Annotated in this window: 20 protein-coding genes; 19 read left to right on the top strand and 1 reads right to left on the bottom strand. The window is 39.7% G+C overall.

Features of this window, described 5'->3' with window-relative positions; genetic code table 11:
• Positions 1 to 9 precede the first annotated feature (9 nt).
• From smpB to A5888_RS06665, 15 genes are all read left to right on the top strand, one after another.
• The gene (smpB, locus tag A5888_RS06735; RefSeq protein ID WP_086350314.1) at positions 10 to 474 is read left to right on the top strand and encodes an SsrA-binding protein SmpB; all 465 of its coding nucleotides are present in this window, start codon (positions 10 to 12) and stop codon (positions 472 to 474) included.
• Positions 475 to 750: 276 nt separating this feature from the next.
• Positions 751 to 2,031, top strand: a complete 1,281-nt coding sequence (locus A5888_RS06730) for a trypsin-like serine protease (protein ID WP_086350313.1) — start codon at positions 751 to 753, stop codon at positions 2,029 to 2,031.
• A 785-nt stretch (positions 2,032 to 2,816) separates the two neighbouring features.
• Entirely contained in the window at positions 2,817 to 3,533 is a 717-nt protein-coding gene (gene atpB / locus A5888_RS06725) for a F0F1 ATP synthase subunit A (RefSeq protein ID WP_086350311.1), read from the top strand.
• 52 nt (positions 3,534 to 3,585) lie between these two features.
• Positions 3,586 to 3,807 (top strand): F0F1 ATP synthase subunit C, encoded by a 222-nt coding sequence (gene atpE / locus A5888_RS06720; protein WP_086350310.1) that lies wholly within the window; start codon positions 3,586 to 3,588, stop codon positions 3,805 to 3,807.
• Between the two features lie 146 nt (positions 3,808 to 3,953).
• On the top strand, positions 3,954 to 4,481 hold the full coding sequence (gene atpF / locus A5888_RS06715; protein WP_086350309.1) for a F0F1 ATP synthase subunit B: 528 nt from the start codon (positions 3,954 to 3,956) through the stop codon (positions 4,479 to 4,481).
• Positions 4,468 to 5,010, top strand: a complete 543-nt coding sequence (gene atpH / locus A5888_RS06710; RefSeq protein WP_086350308.1) for an ATP synthase F1 subunit delta — start codon at positions 4,468 to 4,470, stop codon at positions 5,008 to 5,010. Before atpF ends, atpH begins: the two co-directional genes overlap by 14 nt.
• A gap of 28 nt (positions 5,011 to 5,038) precedes the next feature.
• Positions 5,039 to 6,598, top strand: a complete 1,560-nt coding sequence (atpA, locus tag A5888_RS06705; protein WP_086350307.1) for a F0F1 ATP synthase subunit alpha — start codon at positions 5,039 to 5,041, stop codon at positions 6,596 to 6,598.
• A gap of 14 nt (positions 6,599 to 6,612) precedes the next feature.
• Complete coding sequence (locus A5888_RS06700) at positions 6,613 to 7,527, top strand: F0F1 ATP synthase subunit gamma (RefSeq protein ID WP_086350306.1); 915 nt, start codon at positions 6,613 to 6,615, stop codon at positions 7,525 to 7,527.
• A 268-nt stretch (positions 7,528 to 7,795) separates the two neighbouring features.
• Positions 7,796 to 9,202 carry a F0F1 ATP synthase subunit beta gene (gene atpD, locus A5888_RS06695; RefSeq protein WP_086350305.1) on the top strand — a complete coding sequence of 469 codons (1,407 nt, stop codon included), beginning with the start codon at positions 7,796 to 7,798 and terminating at the stop codon, positions 9,200 to 9,202.
• Positions 9,203 to 9,215: 13 nt separating this feature from the next.
• Positions 9,216 to 9,638 (top strand): F0F1 ATP synthase subunit epsilon, encoded by a 423-nt coding sequence (locus tag A5888_RS06690; RefSeq protein WP_086350304.1) that lies wholly within the window; start codon positions 9,216 to 9,218, stop codon positions 9,636 to 9,638.
• Positions 9,639 to 10,136: 498 nt separating this feature from the next.
• A complete protein-coding gene (locus A5888_RS06685) occupies positions 10,137 to 10,373 on the top strand; it encodes a DUF1146 family protein (protein WP_086350303.1) in 237 nt (78 codons plus the stop codon).
• A gap of 103 nt (positions 10,374 to 10,476) precedes the next feature.
• Entirely contained in the window at positions 10,477 to 11,775 is a 1,299-nt protein-coding gene (gene murA / locus A5888_RS06680; RefSeq protein WP_086350302.1) for a UDP-N-acetylglucosamine 1-carboxyvinyltransferase, read from the top strand.
• Between the two features lie 17 nt (positions 11,776 to 11,792).
• A complete protein-coding gene (locus tag A5888_RS06675; RefSeq protein WP_086350301.1) occupies positions 11,793 to 11,969 on the top strand; it encodes a DNA-directed RNA polymerase subunit beta in 177 nt (58 codons plus the stop codon).
• A 624-nt stretch (positions 11,970 to 12,593) separates the two neighbouring features.
• Positions 12,594 to 12,947: a PTS glucitol/sorbitol transporter subunit IIA gene (locus tag A5888_RS06670; protein ID WP_086350300.1), complete on the top strand. Its 354-nt coding sequence runs from the start codon at positions 12,594 to 12,596 to the stop codon at positions 12,945 to 12,947.
• A gap of 13 nt (positions 12,948 to 12,960) precedes the next feature.
• Positions 12,961 to 14,136, top strand: coding sequence for an AI-2E family transporter (locus tag A5888_RS06665; RefSeq protein WP_086350299.1), 1,176 nt, complete (start codon positions 12,961 to 12,963; stop codon positions 14,134 to 14,136).
• A 293-nt stretch (positions 14,137 to 14,429) separates the two neighbouring features.
• On the opposite strand, the gene A5888_RS06660 is transcribed toward A5888_RS06665, so the two are convergent.
• A complete protein-coding gene (locus A5888_RS06660; RefSeq protein WP_086350298.1) occupies positions 14,430 to 15,050 on the bottom strand; it encodes an FMN-dependent NADH-azoreductase in 621 nt (206 codons plus the stop codon).
• A 313-nt stretch (positions 15,051 to 15,363) separates the two neighbouring features.
• On the opposite strand from A5888_RS06660, the gene A5888_RS06655 reads away from it, so the two are divergent.
• The 4 genes from A5888_RS06655 (at position 15,364) to A5888_RS06640 (ending at position 18,958) form a co-directional block, all read left to right on the top strand.
• Complete coding sequence (locus A5888_RS06655) at positions 15,364 to 15,957, top strand: guanylate kinase (protein WP_086350297.1); 594 nt, start codon at positions 15,364 to 15,366, stop codon at positions 15,955 to 15,957.
• Between the two features lie 186 nt (positions 15,958 to 16,143).
• Positions 16,144 to 16,797: an HAD family hydrolase gene (locus A5888_RS06650; RefSeq protein WP_086350296.1), complete on the top strand. Its 654-nt coding sequence runs from the start codon at positions 16,144 to 16,146 to the stop codon at positions 16,795 to 16,797.
• A gap of 302 nt (positions 16,798 to 17,099) precedes the next feature.
• Positions 17,100 to 17,882 carry a VOC family protein gene (locus tag A5888_RS06645; protein ID WP_339102009.1) on the top strand — a complete coding sequence of 261 codons (783 nt, stop codon included), beginning with the start codon at positions 17,100 to 17,102 and terminating at the stop codon, positions 17,880 to 17,882.
• 11 nt (positions 17,883 to 17,893) lie between these two features.
• A complete protein-coding gene (locus A5888_RS06640) occupies positions 17,894 to 18,958 on the top strand; it encodes a serine hydrolase domain-containing protein (RefSeq protein WP_086350294.1) in 1,065 nt (354 codons plus the stop codon).
• Positions 18,959 to 18,963: the final 5 nt, after the last annotated feature.

The following is an 18,963-nucleotide window of genomic DNA, read 5'->3' as shown; positions in this document are numbered from 1 at the left end:
GAATTTGTGATGCCAAAAGGGGAAGGACAGTTAGTTGCCCAAAATAGAAAGGCACGGCATGATTATACGATCATCGATACGTTAGAGGCTGGGATCGTTTTACAGGGAACAGAGATCAAATCTATTCGTAATGGACGAATCAACTTAAAAGATGGCTTTGCACGAATCAGAAATGGCGAAGCGTATCTATACAATGTGCATATCAGCCCTTATGAGCAAGGGAACATTTTCAATCATGACCCGTTGCGCACAAGAAAGCTGTTATTACACAAAAGACAGATCAGTCGCTTGGTCGGTGAAACAAAGAATACTGGAGTTACCTTGGTTCCATTAAAAGTCTATATCAAGGACGGCTTTGCGAAGGTTTTGATCGGCCTGGCTAAAGGGAAAAGACAGTATGATAAACGTGAAGACTTGAAACGAAAAGAAGTGGATCGTCAAATCAGTCGTACACTGAAAAATAGAGCTCGATAGATTCAAGAATCTAGGAGGTAGTTTTTAGATCGATCTTTCAATATATCTATGCGAAGCTTCATTAAAAGAACAGAAAGCTGTTATTCTGCTAAATCTATGCAGAATAGCAGTTTTTTCTTTTTTTACTATATGAAAATATATACACGTCATTAAATGAATAATATATTGTTTTTTATCGACTATTTTTTATTTTTTGAGTTAAAATTCAATTGTTTTTGTGCTATAGTGATTGTGCAATGATGAATTGCAAAAAAATAGAGCAAAGGGGATGTAAAAGTGAAAAAGTGGAAAAAGCTTTTGGGGAAAGGTTTTATTGTTTGTTGTTTATTGGTTGGAGGAATCGCTATTGGAGAAAACGCACAGGCTGAAGAGAATATTGGATTTGACGTGGTCACTAATACTGGGGAAATTTACGCTTTTGATGATATCAATGTAGAACAAATTCCTAGTGAAGTTCCGGCTGTAGCGGGAGAGCTACCAGAGCCTCGAACGATTTTCGGATCAGATAATCGAATAAAGGTAGGAAATACTACGTCATATCCTTATTCTACAATCGTTTATTTGTCGATTACCTTTCCAAATGGGGCAAGAACCCAAGGGAGTGGAAGTATGATTGCAGAGGATGTCGTTTTGACTGCAGGTCACTGTGTGTACAGCAAGAAGTACGGCGGTTGGGCAAAATCTATTGAAGTAATCCCAGGTTACAATGGAAGTACTGCTCCGTTTGGTAAGGCCTATGGAACAAAATTTTCTACAACTTCTGGTTGGGCAAACTCGGATGGGAAATACTCGAATGAGCATGATATCGGTAGTATCAAGCTGAACACGAAAATTGGAAAGAAAACAGGATATCTAGGGTTAAATAGCAGCGTAACAACATCTACGAATGTTACTTTGACAGGGTTCCATGGAGATAAAAATGGAGTTATGTATACGCAAAGTGGAACAGTTAGCAGCATTGCCGATACATTCCTCTATCATAGGCTAGATAGTACACCAGGATCAAGTGGAAGCCCGATGTATACGAATTCAAGACAAGTCGTTGCAGTCAATGCCGGAGAGAATAGCTCGAATAACTTTGCTCCGCGCTTATCTGGAAATAAATATTATTTGGCTTATTGCTGGAGATATGGGTTAGACGCTTCAAAGAAAACTGGTATTAATTATGAAGCACATTCTCAAGATCTTGGCTGGACAAAAAATAAAGCAAATGGAGAAACGGCAGGTTCAACAGGTAAAGCTCTTCAAATGGAGGCTATTACAATTTCTTTGAATGGCTATTCAGGAGGGGTCCAATACCGAACGCATTTAGCCAGTACAGGGTGGACCGGCTGGACTTCCAATACAGGTATTTCAGGAACTGTTGGGCAAAAACGAAGAATGGAAGCTATTCAAATTAAGTTAACAGGTGCGATAGCAAATACGCATCATATTGAGTACAGAGCACATGTGAAAGATAAGGGCTGGCTCCCATGGGTAAGAAATGGGCAGAGTGCAGGAACGACTGGGGAAGCGAGAAGGATGGAAGCCATTCAGATTAGACTGATAAAAAAATAAAAAGTTAGTAGCAACTAAAAGAGTACCATCTTTCTCTTGAATTGAGTCAACAGAATACAAATATATACTGGCAATGATTCCCTAAAAAAGGGAATCATTGCTGTTTTGTCTTGTGCTCTTGTTTAAGATGTAATCAGCAAATAAAGAGAAAATCATAATAATAGTTCCATTTCTCTTATAGTGGTAAAATGAAAGTGCATACATTTTTGAGGGGATTTATTTTATGCTGAGAAAAGCATTTTTTAGAGAAGGAGTGACAGTTGGATGCTTTAACTTTCGACAAAGAATCAGTGATAAATGATGTGTTGAAATGGAGGAGAGTCCAAGCTGCACTGGAATTGTGGCCATTTATTTCGAAAGATGATGGCATGTGAGAGGCTACTCAAAGCATCATTTGATAAATGATAATGATTTGATGTGTTTTTCAAAAGTTTTTCATTATGGTTTTCATATAAAAAATAAGCCAAAAATCATTTTTGGTTTGTTATATATCCTTTTTCGCATATTTAGCTTCTTTGCTTCCTATTCCTTGAAAAATTTGTTAGAGTGGAATGGAAACTGATGAGCCTTCATCGTTTTTAAAAACTATTGATCGCAGCTGCGTTTTTAACCAATCAATTTTCCGGATGAAAGAAAAATGACATGAGATTTTTGTCATATTGGAAAAAGTGTCAAATTTTCATGAAAATGTTTTGTAATTCGGGATCGATGGTGGTATTATACGTTGTGGTTGAAAACAACTTTAAGAAAACATCAAGCAGTTGAGCAGAAAAGAGGTGAAAAAAATGGAAGAGAAGACACCCCTCTTCAATATCGGTCCAATTTGGTTTGACAAAACAATTGTTCTAATGGTTTTACTGACCTGTGTGATCGTTTTTGCCGTTGTCTATTTTTGTACAAGGAATTTACAATTGAAACCGAAGGGCAAACAGAATGTGATTGAGTACCTTATTGACTTTGTTCGTGGAATTATTACTGACAACATGCCTAGTAAAGAAGTAACGAATTTTCATTTATTATCCTTCACTCTTTTTCTATTCGTGTTGGTTGCAAACGTCATCGGACTGGTGACCAAGGTATCTGTAGGGGAATACTCCTACTGGAAGAGTCCCACAGCAGACCCTATGGTTACATTGACTTTGGCACTGATCATGATCGTCCTGACACATTGGTTCAGTATTAGTCGATTTGGATTTGTTGGGTATTTCAAAAACAGCTTCCTTAAACCGGTCGGATTTCTTATGCCAATCAAATTTATGGAAGAGTTTACGAATCTGCTTACATTAGCTTTGCGTCTATATGGAAATATTTATGCAGGGGAAGTGTTGCTGGGATTGATTGCCGGTCTTGTTTCGGGCGTTGGTTTTTGGGTCATTCCTCTGGCGATTCCGTTGGAAATGATCTGGTTGGCTTTCTCATTGTTTATCGGTGGGATACAAGCTTTCATTTTTGTGACTTTATCTATGGTATACATGGCTCATAAAGTTGAAGTGGAAGAATAGCAAGTGGAATAGTATAAAACAATGTATCAATACAAATCAGGAGGAATAGAAAATGGATGGATTAAATTATATCGCAGCAGCGATCGCAGTATTTGGAGCAGCAATTGGAGCAGCATATGGTAACGGAAAAGTTATTTCAAAAACGATTGAATCAATGACACGTCAACCTGAAATGTCTGGTCAGTTGAGAACAACGATGTTTATCGGGGTAGCCTTGATTGAAGCGGTTCCTATTCTAGGTGTGGTTATTGCATTATTATTGGTGCTAAGATAATTTACTTTGGAAGGCAGGACGCTTTTGGTGAAAACTATCGTCACTGCTTTCTTCTATTTTATGTAAAATACTAAACGATCGACAGAAATAGGAAAAAAATCCAAAGTATCTTGTTGAACGTACAGAGGAAAGGACGGCGAAACTTCATGCTTACGAATCTTGTTTTAGGTGAAGCAACACCCAGTACAACATTAGGAACGATCATTGTTGTGACCGGTGCATTTTTGATTTTGATGCTTTTGATCAAAAAATTTGCATGGGGTGCAATCACTGACATATTAAAACAACGTGAAGATAAAATCGCAAATGACTTAGATTCTGCAGAGCAGTCGCGTATCGCAGCTGCAAAAATGGAGAAACAGCGCCAGGAAAAACTGTTGGCTTCTAAATCTGAAGCTGCTGAAATTCTTAAAAATGCGAAAGAAAGCGGCGATGAAACCCGCAAAAAAGCATTGATGGAAACAACTGAAGAAGTCTCTCGGTTGAAAAAGAAGGCAACAGCAGAAATTTCTCAAGAGCACGATAAGACAATGGCAGCAATCAAAGGCGATGTTGCAGCATTATCTGTTCAAATTGCAGAAAAAATATTGACGAAGGAATTGACACCCGATGCACATGAAGCATTGATCAATTCTTATATCGACAATTTAGGTAAAGTTGATGAAACTAGATAAATACATGGTTGGTAGACGTTACGGAAAAGCCCTGTTTGAACTGGCGCTGGAAAAACAGGAGACCGATGAAGTTTATCAGCAGTTGTTGAAATTGAGGGAAGTTTATCATCTTGTTCCGGGAATCGGTGACATTTTAAGTGATGCCCGATTGGAACCCAATGAAAAAGACGAAATTATGGAGCAATTGCTCAAAGGCTTCACTGGTACGATAGAGAATTTTCTTCACGTCGTACATAGTTACAGTCGGATGAATGACATGCTATTGATGATCGATGAGTATGAACGAAGATATGAAGATCATAAAGGTGTCGTTTTTGGCACAGTGGTTACTGCAGTGCCGTTGAATAAAGAACAGCATCAGCAAATTGAAAGTAAGGCTGCCAAACTACTTGGGTATGAGAAAGCAAGCTTGCTCAACCTAATAGAACCTAAAATTTTAGGCGGTGCGATTATTGGCGTAAATCATAAAGTGATCGACGGCAGTATCAGAAAACAACTGAAAAGTATAGAAGAACAACTATTGAGTTAGACTTTAGTAGAATAAAGAGGTGACGCAGATGTCCATCAAAGCAGAAGAAATCAGTGCTTTAATCAAAGAACAAATTGAGCATTACCAACATGAATTGGCTGTTGAGGAAGTAGGAACAGTAACCTACGTGGGGGATGGAATTGCCCGCGCCCATGGATTGGAAAATGCGATGAGTGGTGAGTTGCTGGAGTTTTCTAATGGTGCCTATGGAATGGCGCAAAATTTGGAAGCCAATGATGTCGGAATTATTATTTTAGGTGATTTTGAGTCGATTCGTGAAGGGGACAAAATCAAACGTACAGGTAAGATCATGGAAGTTCCTGTAGGAGAAGCTTTGATTGGCCGTGTTGTCAATCCTCTGGGACAACCAGTAGATGGTTTGGGAGAAATCCAGACAGACAAAACACGACCTGTAGAAGCAGCAGCTCCGGGTGTTATGCAACGTAAATCTGTAAATGAACCGATGCAAACTGGTTTGAAAGCAATAGACGCACTGGTTCCAATCGGACGAGGCCAACGTGAGTTAGTCATCGGAGACCGTAAAACTGGGAAGACTTCTATTGCAATCGATACGATCATCAACCAAAAAGGTCAAGATGTAATTTGTATCTATGTAGCAATCGGACAAAAAGAATCAACTGTTCGTACACAAGTGGAAACATTGCGTAAATTTGGTGCAATGGATTATACCATTGTTGTGACAGCAAGTGCTTCTCAACCAGCACCAGTATTGTTCATCGCGCCATATGCGGGAGCAGCGATGGGTGAAGAATTTATGTACAATGGCAAACATGTCTTGATCATTTTTGATGATTTATCAAAACAAGCTGTAGCGTACCGTGAACTTTCTTTACTATTACGCAGACCGCCAGGCCGTGAAGCTTATCCTGGGGATGTGTTCTACTTGCATTCACGTCTGCTTGAACGGGCAGCGAAGCTGAGTGATGATTTGGGTGGCGGTTCAATGACTGCTTTACCATTTGTTGAAACTCAGGCAGGAGACATTTCTGCCTACATCCCAACGAACGTGATTTCGATCACTGACGGTCAGATATTCTTGGAAAGTGATCTCTTCTATTCAGGGATTCGACCATCTGTAGATGCCGGATTGTCTGTATCACGTGTTGGGGGTTCCGCTCAGATAAAGGCAATGAAGAAGGTTGCAGGTACTTTGCGTCTGGATCTTGCCAGTTATCGTGAACTGGAAGCTTTCACCCAATTCGGTTCGGACTTAGACGCAGCAACACAAGCGAAGCTAAACCGTGGTCGTCGAACAGTAGAGATACTGAAGCAAAAACTGCATGCACCACTTGCTGTGGAAAAACAGGTTGTCATTCTGTTTGCCTTGACTCGTGGTATGCTTGATAGTATCAGCGTAGACAAGGTGTTGGATTTTGAAGAAGATCTATTCGATTATATTGATGGAAAATATTCGGAGATATTTGAAGAGATTCGCACAACGAAGGATTTACCCGAAGAAGAAAAATTAAAAACAGTAATCAATGAGTTTAAAGAGGTCTTCAATGCGTCAAACAATACAGGAAAATCTGCGGTTGAAGAGCTGAAAGAAAAGATGTCCAACGCTTAGAGAGGTGAATGGAAATGGGCGCTTCATTGAATGAAATCAAACAACGTATTGCTTCAACGAAAAAGACCAGCCAGATCACGAAAGCGATGCAAATGGTCTCTGCTGCGAAGCTCACAAAATCAGAAGTCGCTTCTAAGAATTTTCAAGAGTATGCAGCGAAGATTCGTTCAATCGTGACGCATCTTGTTGCTTCTCAATTGAGTGATCTCGAAGAGCTGACGGATGATCCAAATTATCCTGAATTGAATGAGTATCATGCGATGCTGACGAACAGACCAATCAAAAAAACGGGTTACATTGTGATCACTTCAGATAAAGGTCTAGTAGGCGGCTATAATAGTTCGATTTTAAAGCAGACAATGACCATGCTTCAGGACGATCATGAGAACCAAGAAGAGTATGTCTTGATTGCAATCGGCAGTGTCGGTGCAGATTTTTTCAAAACAAGAGGATATAACATTGCATATGAGCTGAGAGGCTTGACTGACCAACCGTCATTTGACGAGGTTCGTAAGATTGTTTCAGCTGCTACAGCAATGTTTGACAGTGAAGTGTTTGATGAGCTGTATGTTTGTTACAATCATCATATCAATTCATTGACCAGTCAGTTTCGTGTTGAAAAAATGCTTCCAATTTCCGATTTGGACCCTGATGAAGATACTGGCTTTGAGCAGGAATACATTCTGGAACCTTCAAAAGAAGCAATCCTAGATCATTTGCTGCCGCAATATGCAGAAAGTCTGATTTACGGCGCAATTATTGATGCTAAAACGGCCGAACATGCGGCCGGTATGACGGCGATGAAGACAGCGACTGATAATGCAAAGACGATCATCAGTGATCTGACAATTTCCTACAACCGTGCTCGTCAGGGTGCGATCACACAGGAAATAACCGAAATCGTAGCGGGAGCAGCCGCACTGGAATAAAATGGTAATGACAGGAACAGTTGCTTAAAAAGTAGCTGCAATTATTCGTAACAGATTATTGGCAAACGCTTGTTAGTAAGGACTGTTCTTGCCGCCAAGTAGCTTGAAAGGGTCGTGACAGACTTATTCCAAAGATACTTCATGTATTGAGGATCAAAGGGGAACAAGAACTGTAGATACCGAGGCGCTAACATAGTGTGTTGCGTTTATCGTTATTCGTTCCGTGGAAAAATGTTGTCACAACTTTAGGAAGACTGGAGGAAAAAACATGAGTTCAGGAAAAATCATTGAAGTCATTGGACCGGTTGTTGATGTTGAGTTTTCTTTAGATCAACCACTACCTGACATAAATAATGCATTAGTTGTATACAAAAACGGCAAAGACAAACAAAAAGTAGTCCTTGAAGTAGCGTTGGAGCTTGGAGACGGAATCATCCGTACCATTTCAATGGAATCTACAGATGGCCTGCAAAGAGGTATGGAGGTCATTGATACAGGGAAACCCATTTCTGTTCCTGTAGGGAAGGAAACACTTGGACGTGTGTTCAACGTATTGGGTGATACCATCGATTTGGAAGAACCATTTCCGGAAGATGCAGTAAGAAGCGGTATCCACAAAAAAGCCCCTACTTTTGATGAATTGAGCACAAGTAATGAAATTCTTGAAACAGGGATCAAAGTTATCGATTTACTGGCTCCTTATTTAAAGGGTGGTAAAGTTGGTTTGTTCGGTGGTGCCGGTGTTGGTAAAACTGTATTGATCCAAGAGCTGATCCACAACATAGCACAAGAACATGGAGGAATTTCCGTGTTTACAGGTGTTGGAGAGCGGACCCGTGAAGGGAACGATCTTTACTATGAAATGAAGGATTCCGGCGTTATTGAAAAAACTGCTATGGTGTTCGGTCAGATGAACGAGCCGCCAGGTGCACGTATGCGTGTGGCGTTGACAGGCTTGACGATTGCGGAATATTTCAGGGATGTTGAAGGTCAGGATGTATTGCTATTTATTGATAACATATTCCGATTCACACAAGCAGGTTCGGAAGTATCAGCCTTGTTGGGCCGTATGCCTTCAGCTGTTGGTTACCAGCCAACGCTGGCGACAGAAATGGGTCAGTTACAAGAGCGGATCACATCAACGAAAAAAGGATCGATTACATCGATTCAAGCCATCTATGTACCAGCCGATGACTATACCGATCCAGCTCCGGCGACAGCCTTCGCCCATTTGGATGCAACAACGAATCTGGAACGTCGTCTGACTGAGCAAGGGATTTATCCCGCAGTCGATCCTTTGGCGTCTTCTTCAAGTGCTTTAGCTCCAGAAATTGTTGGACAAGAGCATTATGAAGTAGCAACAGAGGTGCAGCATGTATTGCAGCGTTACCGTGAATTACAAGATATTATTGCAATTTTAGGGATGGATGAGCTATCTGACAATGAGAAGGTTCTGGTAGGTAGAGCCCGTCGTATTCAATTCTTCCTATCTCAAAACTTCAATGTAGCGGAACAATTTACAGGTCAACCAGGTTCATATGTCCCTGTTGAAGAAACAGTCAAGGGCTTCAAAGAAATCCTTGAAGGGAAACATGACGAACTGCCTGAAGAAGCGTTCAGAAGTGTCGGCCAAATCGAAGATGTTATAGAAAAAGCGAAAACACTGAACTATTAGGAGGCGTAGCAGAATGGAAGATATATTAACTGTGAATGTAATGACCCCTGATGGTTTGGTTTATGATCACCATGCCAAAATTGTTGTGGCAAAAACAACAGATGGAGAAATCGGAATCTTGCCGAAGCATGCGCCGATCATTGTTCCGTTAGCAATTGATGAGGTTCGTGTCAAACGAACGGATGCAGATACACATGTGGACTGGATCGCTGTTAATGGCGGAATCATGGAGGTCCGAGATAATATTGTATCAATCATTGCAGATAGTGCTGAGAGAGAACGGGATATCGATGTTTCCAGAGCGGAACGTGCGAAGTTGCGGGCAGAAAAAATGATACAGGAAGCAAAAGAAAAAGAGAATATCGATGCGTTGAAACGGGCGAATGTTGCGTTGCATAGAGCGATCAATCGCATTAACGTATCCAAGCATACATGATTTTTATCTAAGTATGAGAGAAAAAAATGTATTTTTGAAGAAAAGCAGTCAAGTTTTTCATTTGACTGGTTTGTAACACAATGTGAAGCGATCAGGATGCCCGTTTCTGTCGGTATCTTGATTGCTTTTTTATTTACATAGGTCCAGAAAAATAAAAGTATCGAAAGTTGTTTATATCCATCTTTATGTCAGTTGTAAAACGCTGTTTTTGTGGTGAATATAGATGCTGCGAGAACGATTTTTATAATTTTTCTTTTCTTTGTGATACACTAACACTATAATTTATAGATGGTCATTTATTTTGATACATGCTGCAATTCTTGATTCGTTGTTTATTCGGCTGTAAAAATGAGAAGCATGTTCAGTTCTGACTTTTGCTTGCCAAAAGAGTGAGCAGTAAGAAAAACTTCCAACTTCTGTGCTGTAGTGAAGCAGAAGAATCAGCCGTTTGTAGTTAGTTGAGAAACGACTGAATTCAGTAGAGTAAGGGGAGAGGCTATGCAATTTTATGGAATAGATGCTTTTATTCGGATCATCGCTCATGTGCTGTTTATTTATTTGAGCTTTTGGGCGATTCAGTCAGTTAGGATCGACCAGTTCTTTAAAGCACACCATGTATCACAAGTCCGTGTTTTATTGATCTTATTATCGATTGTTATAGGGTATACTGCAAGCTCATTCTTTTTAGAATTTATTGCTTTATGCCGAAATATTTTTCTATCGATTTTTCCTTAAAGAGTAAAAACAAGAAGAAATTGTACAAATTTATAAAAAATAGTGGTATAATGGAAAAGATTTTGAGTAGGAAAGACCTATTCTTATTTTTGGAGGGAACGAAATGGAACAGATTATTGTTCATGGCGGTAACCAATTAAAAGGAACTGTAAAAATTGAAGGTGCCAAAAATGCTGTGTTACCAATTTTAGCAGCGACACTTTTAGCAGAAGAAGGAACAACCGTTTTAAAAAATGTACCGATTCTTTCGGATGTTTTTACAATGAATCAGGTAATTAAACACTTAAATGTAGATGTTGATTTTAATCAAGAAGACAATACAGTGGTGATCGATGCAACAAAACCACTAGGGATTGAAGCAAATTATGAATATGTCAGCCAAATGAGAGCATCCATCGTTGTAATGGGGCCCTTGTTGGCTCGTAACGGTCATGCAAAGGTTGCTATGCCAGGTGGTTGTGCAATTGGTAAGCGTCCGATCGATCTTCATTTGAAAGGGTTTCAGGCACTAGGTGCTGAAATCATTCAAAAGAATGGTTATATTGAAGCGATTGCTAAAGAATTGAAGGGAAGCAAGATTTATCTTGATTTTCCTAGTGTTGGAGCAACACAGAACATTATGATGGCAGCTGTTCGTGCGAAAGGTACGACAATCATTGAGAATGTGGCTAGAGAGCCTGAAATTGTTGATTTGGCGAATGTGCTGAACAAGATGGGTGCCCATGTCTATGGTGCAGGAACTGAAATGATGCGTATCGAAGGTGTTGATAAGCTGCACGCGGTTGAACATTCTGTTGTTCAAGATCGTATTGAAGCTGGTACATTCATGGTTGCCGCAGCTATGACAGAAGGAAATGTTCTGATTGAAGAAGCAATTATTGAACACAACCGTCCACTGGTATCTAAATTAACAGAGATGGGTGCGATCGTTCGTGAAGAAGAAGCTGGGATTCGTGTGATTGGTCCGAAAGAAATCAAACCAACCGATATCAAAACCTTGCCTCATCCAGGTTTTCCGACAGATATGCAGGCGCAGGTAACTGCACTGCAGGTTTTGGCAAATGGCTCAAGCGTTGTCACAGAAACCGTGTTTGAAAATCGCTTCCAGCATTTGGAAGAAATGATGCATATGAATGCAGATGTTCAAATCGATGGCAATGTTGCAATTATTAATGGTGGAAAGAGCTTACAAGGCGCTGCTGTTAATGCAACAGATTTAAGAGCTGCGGCTGCATTGATTCTGCTTGGTTTACGTGCTGAAGGTGTTACACGTGTTTCACACCTTGAGTATCTGGATCGTGGCTATTATGAGTTCCACAAGAAATTGCAAGCCCTAGGGGCAAATGTGGAACGTGTGAATGACAGTGCTGTTGAAGAAAAGCAAGCTTCGGCAGTTCACTAAGATAGGAGTAGTTAGACATGAGTTCGACACGCTATATAATAGTGACATTGTTGAAAATTTTAGTAGTTATTTCGTTGGTGCTTATTTTGTTCGTTACCGGTACGATGATTGGGTACGGAATGGTTGGCGGCGGGAATCCAATGGATGTTTTTAATAAAGACGTATGGACTCATATTCTCGACTTTCTTAAGTAATAGAGATCATTGATTGATGATTTGGCTAGGATAGAGGTTATGCTGTTTTCCGCTGTTGGTAATGAATTTCAAGCATAAACAACTTGCTTTGTAACCTTTCCGATTTTGCGTGGATGTTCAGCTGATGAAAACGATGATTTTTGACACTCAAATGGTTAAGATTTTAGAAGATTTCGGTATTTTCGATTAGAAGATGCTGGAGTCTTTTTCTATTTTGGTTTTACGTGCAAAGCCTGTTTGTAGAAAAAAAGAATAGAAACATAGAGCTTGGAACAAATAGAGATTCTCTAATTTTACTTCAAGTTCTTCTAGTTTTGGGATGGATTTACTCTTTGGAAAATACTTTGTATGTTATAATGAAAAGTACCATAGAAAGAAAAATGTTCGCTTTCTAAAAATGATGAAAACCGAGTAGAATAAGCTGAAATTAGTTAGAGCATACCTGACAATTATGGCAGAATTTGCATTTTTCAGTAGTCTATTTTTTTGATTTTGAGAAAGAGAACAAATTGCCTATTATGGGGATCAGAAAAGACACAGCCCCTAAGAAATGGCATCATACCGCATCGATAGATACTTGCTGCGGGCAAAATGAGTGATATTAGTTAGAGGAGGAAGTAGTAGATGAAAGCAACTGTTACTGAAATTGGCGAACACGCTCTTGATGGAAAAGAGCCGATGATTATTCTTTTTGGTGAACGGGCAACGGAGAGTCTGAAAGAGTATTCGGTCATTCAAAAATTTGAAGGATCAGGAGAACTAAATATAAAAACAGGGGATCAATTGAAGATCGATGATAGGGTTTATCAAGTAGAACATGTGGGATCTTTTGCCAATGCTAATTTAAACAGTATCTCTCACGTTACATTGGTCTTTTCAGAAGTGCCTGAAGAAGATGCTGTAGTGAATGGCATTTATTTATCGCCAGCGACTGTACCGGTAGTCAAGGTGGGCTCTGTTATTGAATATATAAGTTAAGGAGTGTGGTTGAATGTCTCAAGAGCAACAAGAGAAAAAGGAAAGTAGACTTTCGTGGTTCTGGCGTTGGTTTTTGAACAATCAAGTCGTGACCGCGCTTTTGATCGTATTACTGGTTCTGTTGATTCTTTTGCTTTTTACAAAGGTTTCTCATTTATTTACGCCAGTTTGGCAATTTGTTGGTGTGGTCGGTCTGCCAATCATTATGTCCGGAATTTTGTATTATCTATTAAATCCAATTGTTGACTATTTGGAAAAGAAAAAGGTGCCAAGAGTGTGGAGCATCATCGGATTGTTTGTAGTAGTCGTTGCTCTAATCGTTTGGGGTGTAGTTGTGATTGTTCCCGAAATTCGCAGTCAGGTGTTGAGCTTCGCGAATAACTTTCCTAAGTATGTTGATACGATCGACAGCAAAATGCAGGAGATACTGAGTGACCCATTGTTTGGCCAGCTGAGAGAACCTGTTGAGGATATGGGTGAAAAGCTAGTTAACTCTCTTGGTGAAATCATCAAGAATGTATCAACATCAACCGTACAGGGGCTTGGAAGCTTCTTCGGTGCTGTTGCATCTGTTGTGGTAGCGATCTTTACAATGCCGTTTATCTTGTTCTATTTGTTGAAGGATGGGAAAAAGCTGGCACCGTTTTATATTAAATTTTTACCAAATAAAATGCGTCGTCCAACGCTGAGCGTACTGTCTGAAATGAATGAACAGGTCTCTTCCTATATTCGAGGACAGCTGACTGTAGCCTTTGCGGTTGCTATCATGTTTATCATTGGATTTTCAGTGATTGGTCTGGAATATTCGATTACATTAGGAATTATTGCAGGATTTTTGAATCTAATTCCTTATCTTGGATCGTTTCTTGCGATGGTTCCAGCCGTATTCCTTGGGATTGTTGGTGGTCCTGTCCTGTTGATTCAGGTACTGATTGTTTTCATTATTGAGCAAACGATCGAAGGCCGTGTGGTGTCGCCTTTAGTTTTAGGCAGTCAGCTGGATGTCCATCCTGTCACGATTTTACTAGTGTTATTGACTTCTGGGAAGCTGTTTGGGATCACGGGAGTGATTCTTGGAATTCCAGTGTATGCAGCAGTGAAAGTTGTAATAAAGAATGTATTTGAATGGTACAAAGAGGTTTCTACCCTGTATTACGAGGAAGATGAACAAAGTGATATAGAAACATGAGCAAAAAAAGAGCGTGGGACATAACTCAAGTCCCACGCTTGTTCTGTATCTAAACCCGAATAAACGGTGGGACAGAAGCAACTACTAGCAGCGAGCTGCGTCGATGTCCGCTCAACACTCGTAGGCCCTAAACTGCGACGAGCCACAAGCGAGAATGCATCAGTGGTAAACCACTGTGTTTCAAGGCTCTTCGACAATAAGCTGAAATTCAGCAAAAATTTGTTGAAGCAATTTTCGTGAATTCCATCTTATTGCTTGAAGTTTGACGCTTCTGGCCCAACCTCTTTGTAAAATTAAAAGTTTTTACCAAGTGCTGCTGCTTTTTCTAGTGCTTCACCCATCAGTTCATCGGCACGTTCTGGCGCGTAGTCGATTCCTTCAATGAATAATTGCTGAACATCGTTTACGCCAATAAAGTTAAAGATTCCTTTGACGTATTGAGAAGAAAAATCATTTCCGCCATACACGCCACCGTTGGATTGGATATGAAGAACTGTTTTATCGCCAGCCATACCTTGAGGGCCTTCTTCTGTGTACTTAAATGTTTTACCTGCCACATTGATTGTATCGATCCAAGCTTTAAGGCGTGTAGGTACATTCAAATTCCACAGTGCATTAGCGATAACTACTTTATCTGATCCTAAGAACTGTTCTGTAAGATCATTGAATTTTGAGATTTTTTCTTGTTGGGAAGTATTTAGGCTTGTGAACTCTGCACCGGCACGTAGCGCATTCCAGCCTGAAAGTAATTCTTCGTCGATTTCAGGAATTGATTCCGTATAAACATCAAGGATATCGATTTGATCATCTGCATGCGTTTCTTTGTATCCTTCCAAGAATGAATCCAGAGCGCGTACAGAACGTGACTCCTCTTTTGTAAGTGGGTGTGCTTTAACAACTAATAATTTTGACATGTATATTCTCCTTTTCCTATCCAATTCGAAGTCCTCCTTCTAACAGTCTATTCAAGAACTGACAGAGGAAGCTTGATTTTGAGTGGTTTTCTACAAGAATGTAGAGTGAAACAATACTATTTTACTAATAAAAAGTAAGAGAATCAATTTATTTGCCTGATAATAAAATAGACATATAAAATAGAGGATTTCTGTCGATAAAAATAGTGTTAGGAAACTGAAAAAAATGCTATGATTAAGAAAATTTATCAGAACGAATCTTCTTGCTAAGCATACTAGTAATATGAGAATCAGGTGTTAAGGAGGGAACAGGATGACTGGGGCAGAGCGTGTTTATCCAATATTTATTATTATGGGGGCAAGTGGTTCAGGCAAGACAAAGATTACAGAGCTGGCCTTTCCGAGGGAGGAGAAGCTGGTTTCTTTTACAACCAGAAAGAAACGTTGGAATGAAAAAAATGGTGTTGATTATTATTTTATCAGTCGAGAACAATTTGAACAGCTAATTCAAGAGAAGAAGCTAATAGAATATGACTTATATGACGATAACTACTATGGTGTTGGTCGAGCAGAGGTCATGGAAAAAGTGACGAAACATAGTGTATATAATGTATTGACCTTAAAGGGATTCGAAGCAATACGTGCGGAATTCGGAGAACAGGTTATTCCAATATTCTTAGATGTCTCCAAGGAAAATATTTTGAAGCGTTTAAAAAAGCGCAGTGAATCTATGGAATCCATACAGAAACGAAGTGCGATCTATGAAAAGGATATGGAAATCAAGCAACAGCTTCAGAAATATTCCAATGTCCATATTATTGATGGGGACCGAGAAATACAGGCAACAGTCACAGAGTTGAAAGCAATCATTGACCATTATGAAAATAGAAGTGAGCAGTTGTTCTGACTGTTGCTCACTTCTTTTTCTCTTTACGTACTGAAGCAATAGGCCTCACAAACTGGTGTTTGTTATGGAGAAAGAAAAGTAAATGATAATTTTTACACATCGTCCATTTACTTTTAGTCATCAATAGGTCAAAATTTAAGAGAGAGAGAAAAATCTGAAAGAGTTAATAATGAAAGGATTGGGAGAATGAAGCAAGCAGTGATTTTTGATATGGACGGTGTATTAGTCGATTCGGAGTATACTTTTTTAGAGTCGAAAACAGCGCTTTTGAAAGATGCTGGTTTTGAAAAGGATATTAGCTACCAATATCAATTTATGGGAACAACCTTTGAGTTCATGTGGACGAAAATGAAAGAGGAACTGGGACTACCTTTGTCAGTAGATGCGTACATTCAAGAGATGAATGCACGAAGAGAAGAGATGATCGAAAGAGATGGGATAAAAGAAATTCCACATGTTAAAGAAGTTGTAAAAAAACTATCAGAGGCAGGATTTAAACTAGCTGTAGCCTCGTCTTCTCCAAAGGCAGAGATTGAACGGGCGATGAGTGCCTTAGGGATAAAAAAATATTTTGATATTCTTGTCAGTGGGGAGGAAGTCGCTCATTCCAAGCCGGCACCAGATGTTTTTCTAAAGGCAGCTGAGCTTCTGAAGGTATCACCCGAAGATGCATTGGTATTTGAGGATACAAAGAATGGCAGTCGTGCCGCCAAGGCAGCTGAAATGTATTGCATTGGTTTTGAAAACCCAGTCTATCCTGCGCAGGATTTGACAGCGGCTGATGAAATCATCCATGATTTTCGAGAGGTTGATGTGAAGCGATTAAAGCAGCTTTCTTAGTTGGTCGTTAAGCTTATTCTGTACAGGAACGGCCAAGTAAAGCTGGATGAATGAGCTGCTCATTCTATTAAACGAGGACGAAACAGAGGGAATTGGGTTCTGTTTTGTCTTCTTTGTTATGCAAATACAATGAGAAAGTCACTATAGTTGATTTATTTGATGAGAGAAGCGTATGTCATTTTTGGTGATGGACTCAATTGGTCTAGTTGAAGAAAAGCATACTCGGTTGGACTATATTAGTTGCTGATTTTGGTACAAGTGATACAATAGAATAGAATATCAGAGTGAAAGGAGGAGGGCGTATGTTGGGGTTTAAATTGGCAGACAACGCTTCTTTGAAGACTATTTCATTTAGAATCAAGGATAATGATAAAATGGTTGATTTTTATAAAAATATGGTTGGTTTAACACTAAAAAGCGAAGAGAACGGGTTGTCCATTTTTAGTGCGAATAAAGAGAAGACTCAGGCGTTGATTTTGGAAGAAGGAGAGACATTCAGTCATGCAGCAGTTCACTTTTCTGTCTGCTTGCCTTCTGAAGTGGAATGGTTGGATCTTGTTAGACGTTTCAATGAGCATGGCTATCCAATTCAAAGGAAAAAAACTGAAGAGGGTACGGAAAAAATAATTGTTGTAGACCCAGAAGAAAACGAGATTGAATTCTATTATCAAGAAAATCAGCTGGATAGTCCGGAGAAGGCGGTTGTCGATGACCTTCAGGAAGCAGAAGCACTTCAAAAAGATGATGGAAATGTTTTTCGAATTAGCCTGAACACGTTGGATGTGCAATCAAGCAAGGAATTTTATGAAAAAGTTTTAGGCTTAGCGAGCATGGATGATACCACGTTGAGATTAGGAGACCAGGATGTTGTTTTTCAATTATTGGAAAAAGAACATTTGGGCCAACGAGCTGATCTCGGTTGGAACTTTTTTGTCGTTGACTTAGATGGAACCGAAGAAATCGAGAAGCTGATGTACCATTTGGAACAAAAGAAACAGGATTTTTTCATTGATAATAAGCGATCTATCTTAACTGTTTTCGATATCAACGGCATCGAATGGTGGTTTACAAAAAACAGAGTTTGAGGACGAATGATATGTATGAAAAAACAAAAAAACGGATTGAGCAGTACTTAGCCGAAGGTGTTTTTCCAAGCGTTTCCTTCTCTTTTATAAAAAAAGGGAAGCATGAGACTCAACTAAAAGGATTTGCACAAGTTGTTCCTCAAAATGAGCCATTGACAGAAAAGCACATGTTTGATGTTGCTTCATTAACGAAGGTGATCTGTACAACGACGGTTGTTCTTCAGTTGGTGGAAGAGGGACAACTACAATTAGATACTCCGCTTAAAGAGTATTATCCCGCATTTCAAGACGCGACGATCACAATCCGTCATTTATTGACACATACAGGAGACATCAGTACCTATATTGAGAATAGAGATGCCCTGTCTCAGAAAGAATTGATCCATGCATATCACCAAGTAGAGGCAGGTAATAAGCTGGGGTTCGAATCAAAATACACGGATACTGGAACGATTCTATTAGGTTTGATGTTGGAAAAAGTATTACAGAAGACAGCTGTTGAGCTATTTGAAGAGCGTGTATTACAGCCTCTTGAAATGACAAATAGCTGTTTTCTGCCGGATGATCCATTACAGACTGTTCCGACAGAGCTGCATCCGCGTAGAGGGCTGATCAGGGGGCAGACACACGATCCAAAAGCCTTTGTATTGGCTGAGCATGCAGGAAATGCCGGATTATTTACCAACTTGACAGATCTTGAGAAATTTGTAACTATGTACTTGAACAAAGGTGTTTATAAGGATAACCGTTTTCTGCAGGAGGCAACAATTCTCTCACTGTTGGAGGATCATTCTTTCGCAAAGAATCATGCCCGCTCTCTTGGCTGGGATTTGAAAACGGACGTTAATGGAGCTGTATATTTGTTTCATACGGGCTATACCGGAACGTTTATTCTGATGGATATTTTGTCACAAGAAGCATTTATTTTTCTATCTAACCGGGTGCATCCTGTAGATAGACGGGCAGAATATATAGAGAAGAGAGACCAGCTCATACAGCTTTATCTTGAGGAAAAGATAGAAGCTGCTGCCAAGCATAGAAAGTGGTCAAATGAATACAAGTTTCGGGAGGAGTAAAAATT

This window comes from Enterococcus sp. 9E7_DIV0242 (assembly GCF_002140975.2).
Classification (GTDB): Bacteria; Bacillota; Bacilli; order Lactobacillales; family Enterococcaceae; genus Enterococcus_L; species Enterococcus_L clewellii.
This window is presented reverse-complemented; position numbering and strand designations above follow the sequence as displayed.

What these genes read in the sequence shown, in the direction of transcription:
- A5888_RS06685 (WP_086350303.1), top strand. Translation starts at nt 10,137, where the DNA reads ATGCAATTTTATGGAATAGATGCTTTTATTCGGATCATCGCTCATGTG.
- A5888_RS06655 (WP_086350297.1), top strand. Translation starts at nt 15,364, where the DNA reads ATGACTGGGGCAGAGCGTGTTTATCCAATATTTATTATTATGGGGGCA.
- atpB (WP_086350311.1), top strand. Translation starts at nt 2,817, where the DNA reads ATGGAAGAGAAGACACCCCTCTTCAATATCGGTCCAATTTGGTTTGAC.
- A5888_RS06670 (WP_086350300.1), top strand. Translation starts at nt 12,594, where the DNA reads ATGAAAGCAACTGTTACTGAAATTGGCGAACACGCTCTTGATGGAAAA.
- A5888_RS06690 (WP_086350304.1), top strand. Translation starts at nt 9,216, where the DNA reads ATGGAAGATATATTAACTGTGAATGTAATGACCCCTGATGGTTTGGTT.
- A5888_RS06665 (WP_086350299.1), top strand. Translation starts at nt 12,961, where the DNA reads ATGTCTCAAGAGCAACAAGAGAAAAAGGAAAGTAGACTTTCGTGGTTC.
- A5888_RS06675 (WP_086350301.1), top strand. Translation starts at nt 11,793, where the DNA reads ATGAGTTCGACACGCTATATAATAGTGACATTGTTGAAAATTTTAGTA.
- atpH (WP_086350308.1), top strand. Translation starts at nt 4,468, where the DNA reads ATGAAACTAGATAAATACATGGTTGGTAGACGTTACGGAAAAGCCCTG.
- atpF (WP_086350309.1), top strand. Translation starts at nt 3,954, where the DNA reads ATGCTTACGAATCTTGTTTTAGGTGAAGCAACACCCAGTACAACATTA.
- atpE (WP_086350310.1), top strand. Translation starts at nt 3,586, where the DNA reads ATGGATGGATTAAATTATATCGCAGCAGCGATCGCAGTATTTGGAGCA.
- A5888_RS06645 (WP_339102009.1), top strand. Translation starts at nt 17,100, where the DNA reads ATGTTGGGGTTTAAATTGGCAGACAACGCTTCTTTGAAGACTATTTCA.
- A5888_RS06700 (WP_086350306.1), top strand. Translation starts at nt 6,613, where the DNA reads ATGGGCGCTTCATTGAATGAAATCAAACAACGTATTGCTTCAACGAAA.
- atpA (WP_086350307.1), top strand. Translation starts at nt 5,039, where the DNA reads ATGTCCATCAAAGCAGAAGAAATCAGTGCTTTAATCAAAGAACAAATT.
- murA (WP_086350302.1), top strand. Translation starts at nt 10,477, where the DNA reads ATGGAACAGATTATTGTTCATGGCGGTAACCAATTAAAAGGAACTGTA.
- A5888_RS06640 (WP_086350294.1), top strand. Translation starts at nt 17,894, where the DNA reads ATGTATGAAAAAACAAAAAAACGGATTGAGCAGTACTTAGCCGAAGGT.
- A5888_RS06650 (WP_086350296.1), top strand. Translation starts at nt 16,144, where the DNA reads ATGAAGCAAGCAGTGATTTTTGATATGGACGGTGTATTAGTCGATTCG.
- atpD (WP_086350305.1), top strand. Translation starts at nt 7,796, where the DNA reads ATGAGTTCAGGAAAAATCATTGAAGTCATTGGACCGGTTGTTGATGTT.
- smpB (WP_086350314.1), top strand. Translation starts at nt 10, where the DNA reads ATGCCAAAAGGGGAAGGACAGTTAGTTGCCCAAAATAGAAAGGCACGG.
- A5888_RS06660 (WP_086350298.1), bottom strand. Translation starts at nt 15,050, where the DNA reads ATGTCAAAATTATTAGTTGTTAAAGCACACCCACTTACAAAAGAGGAG.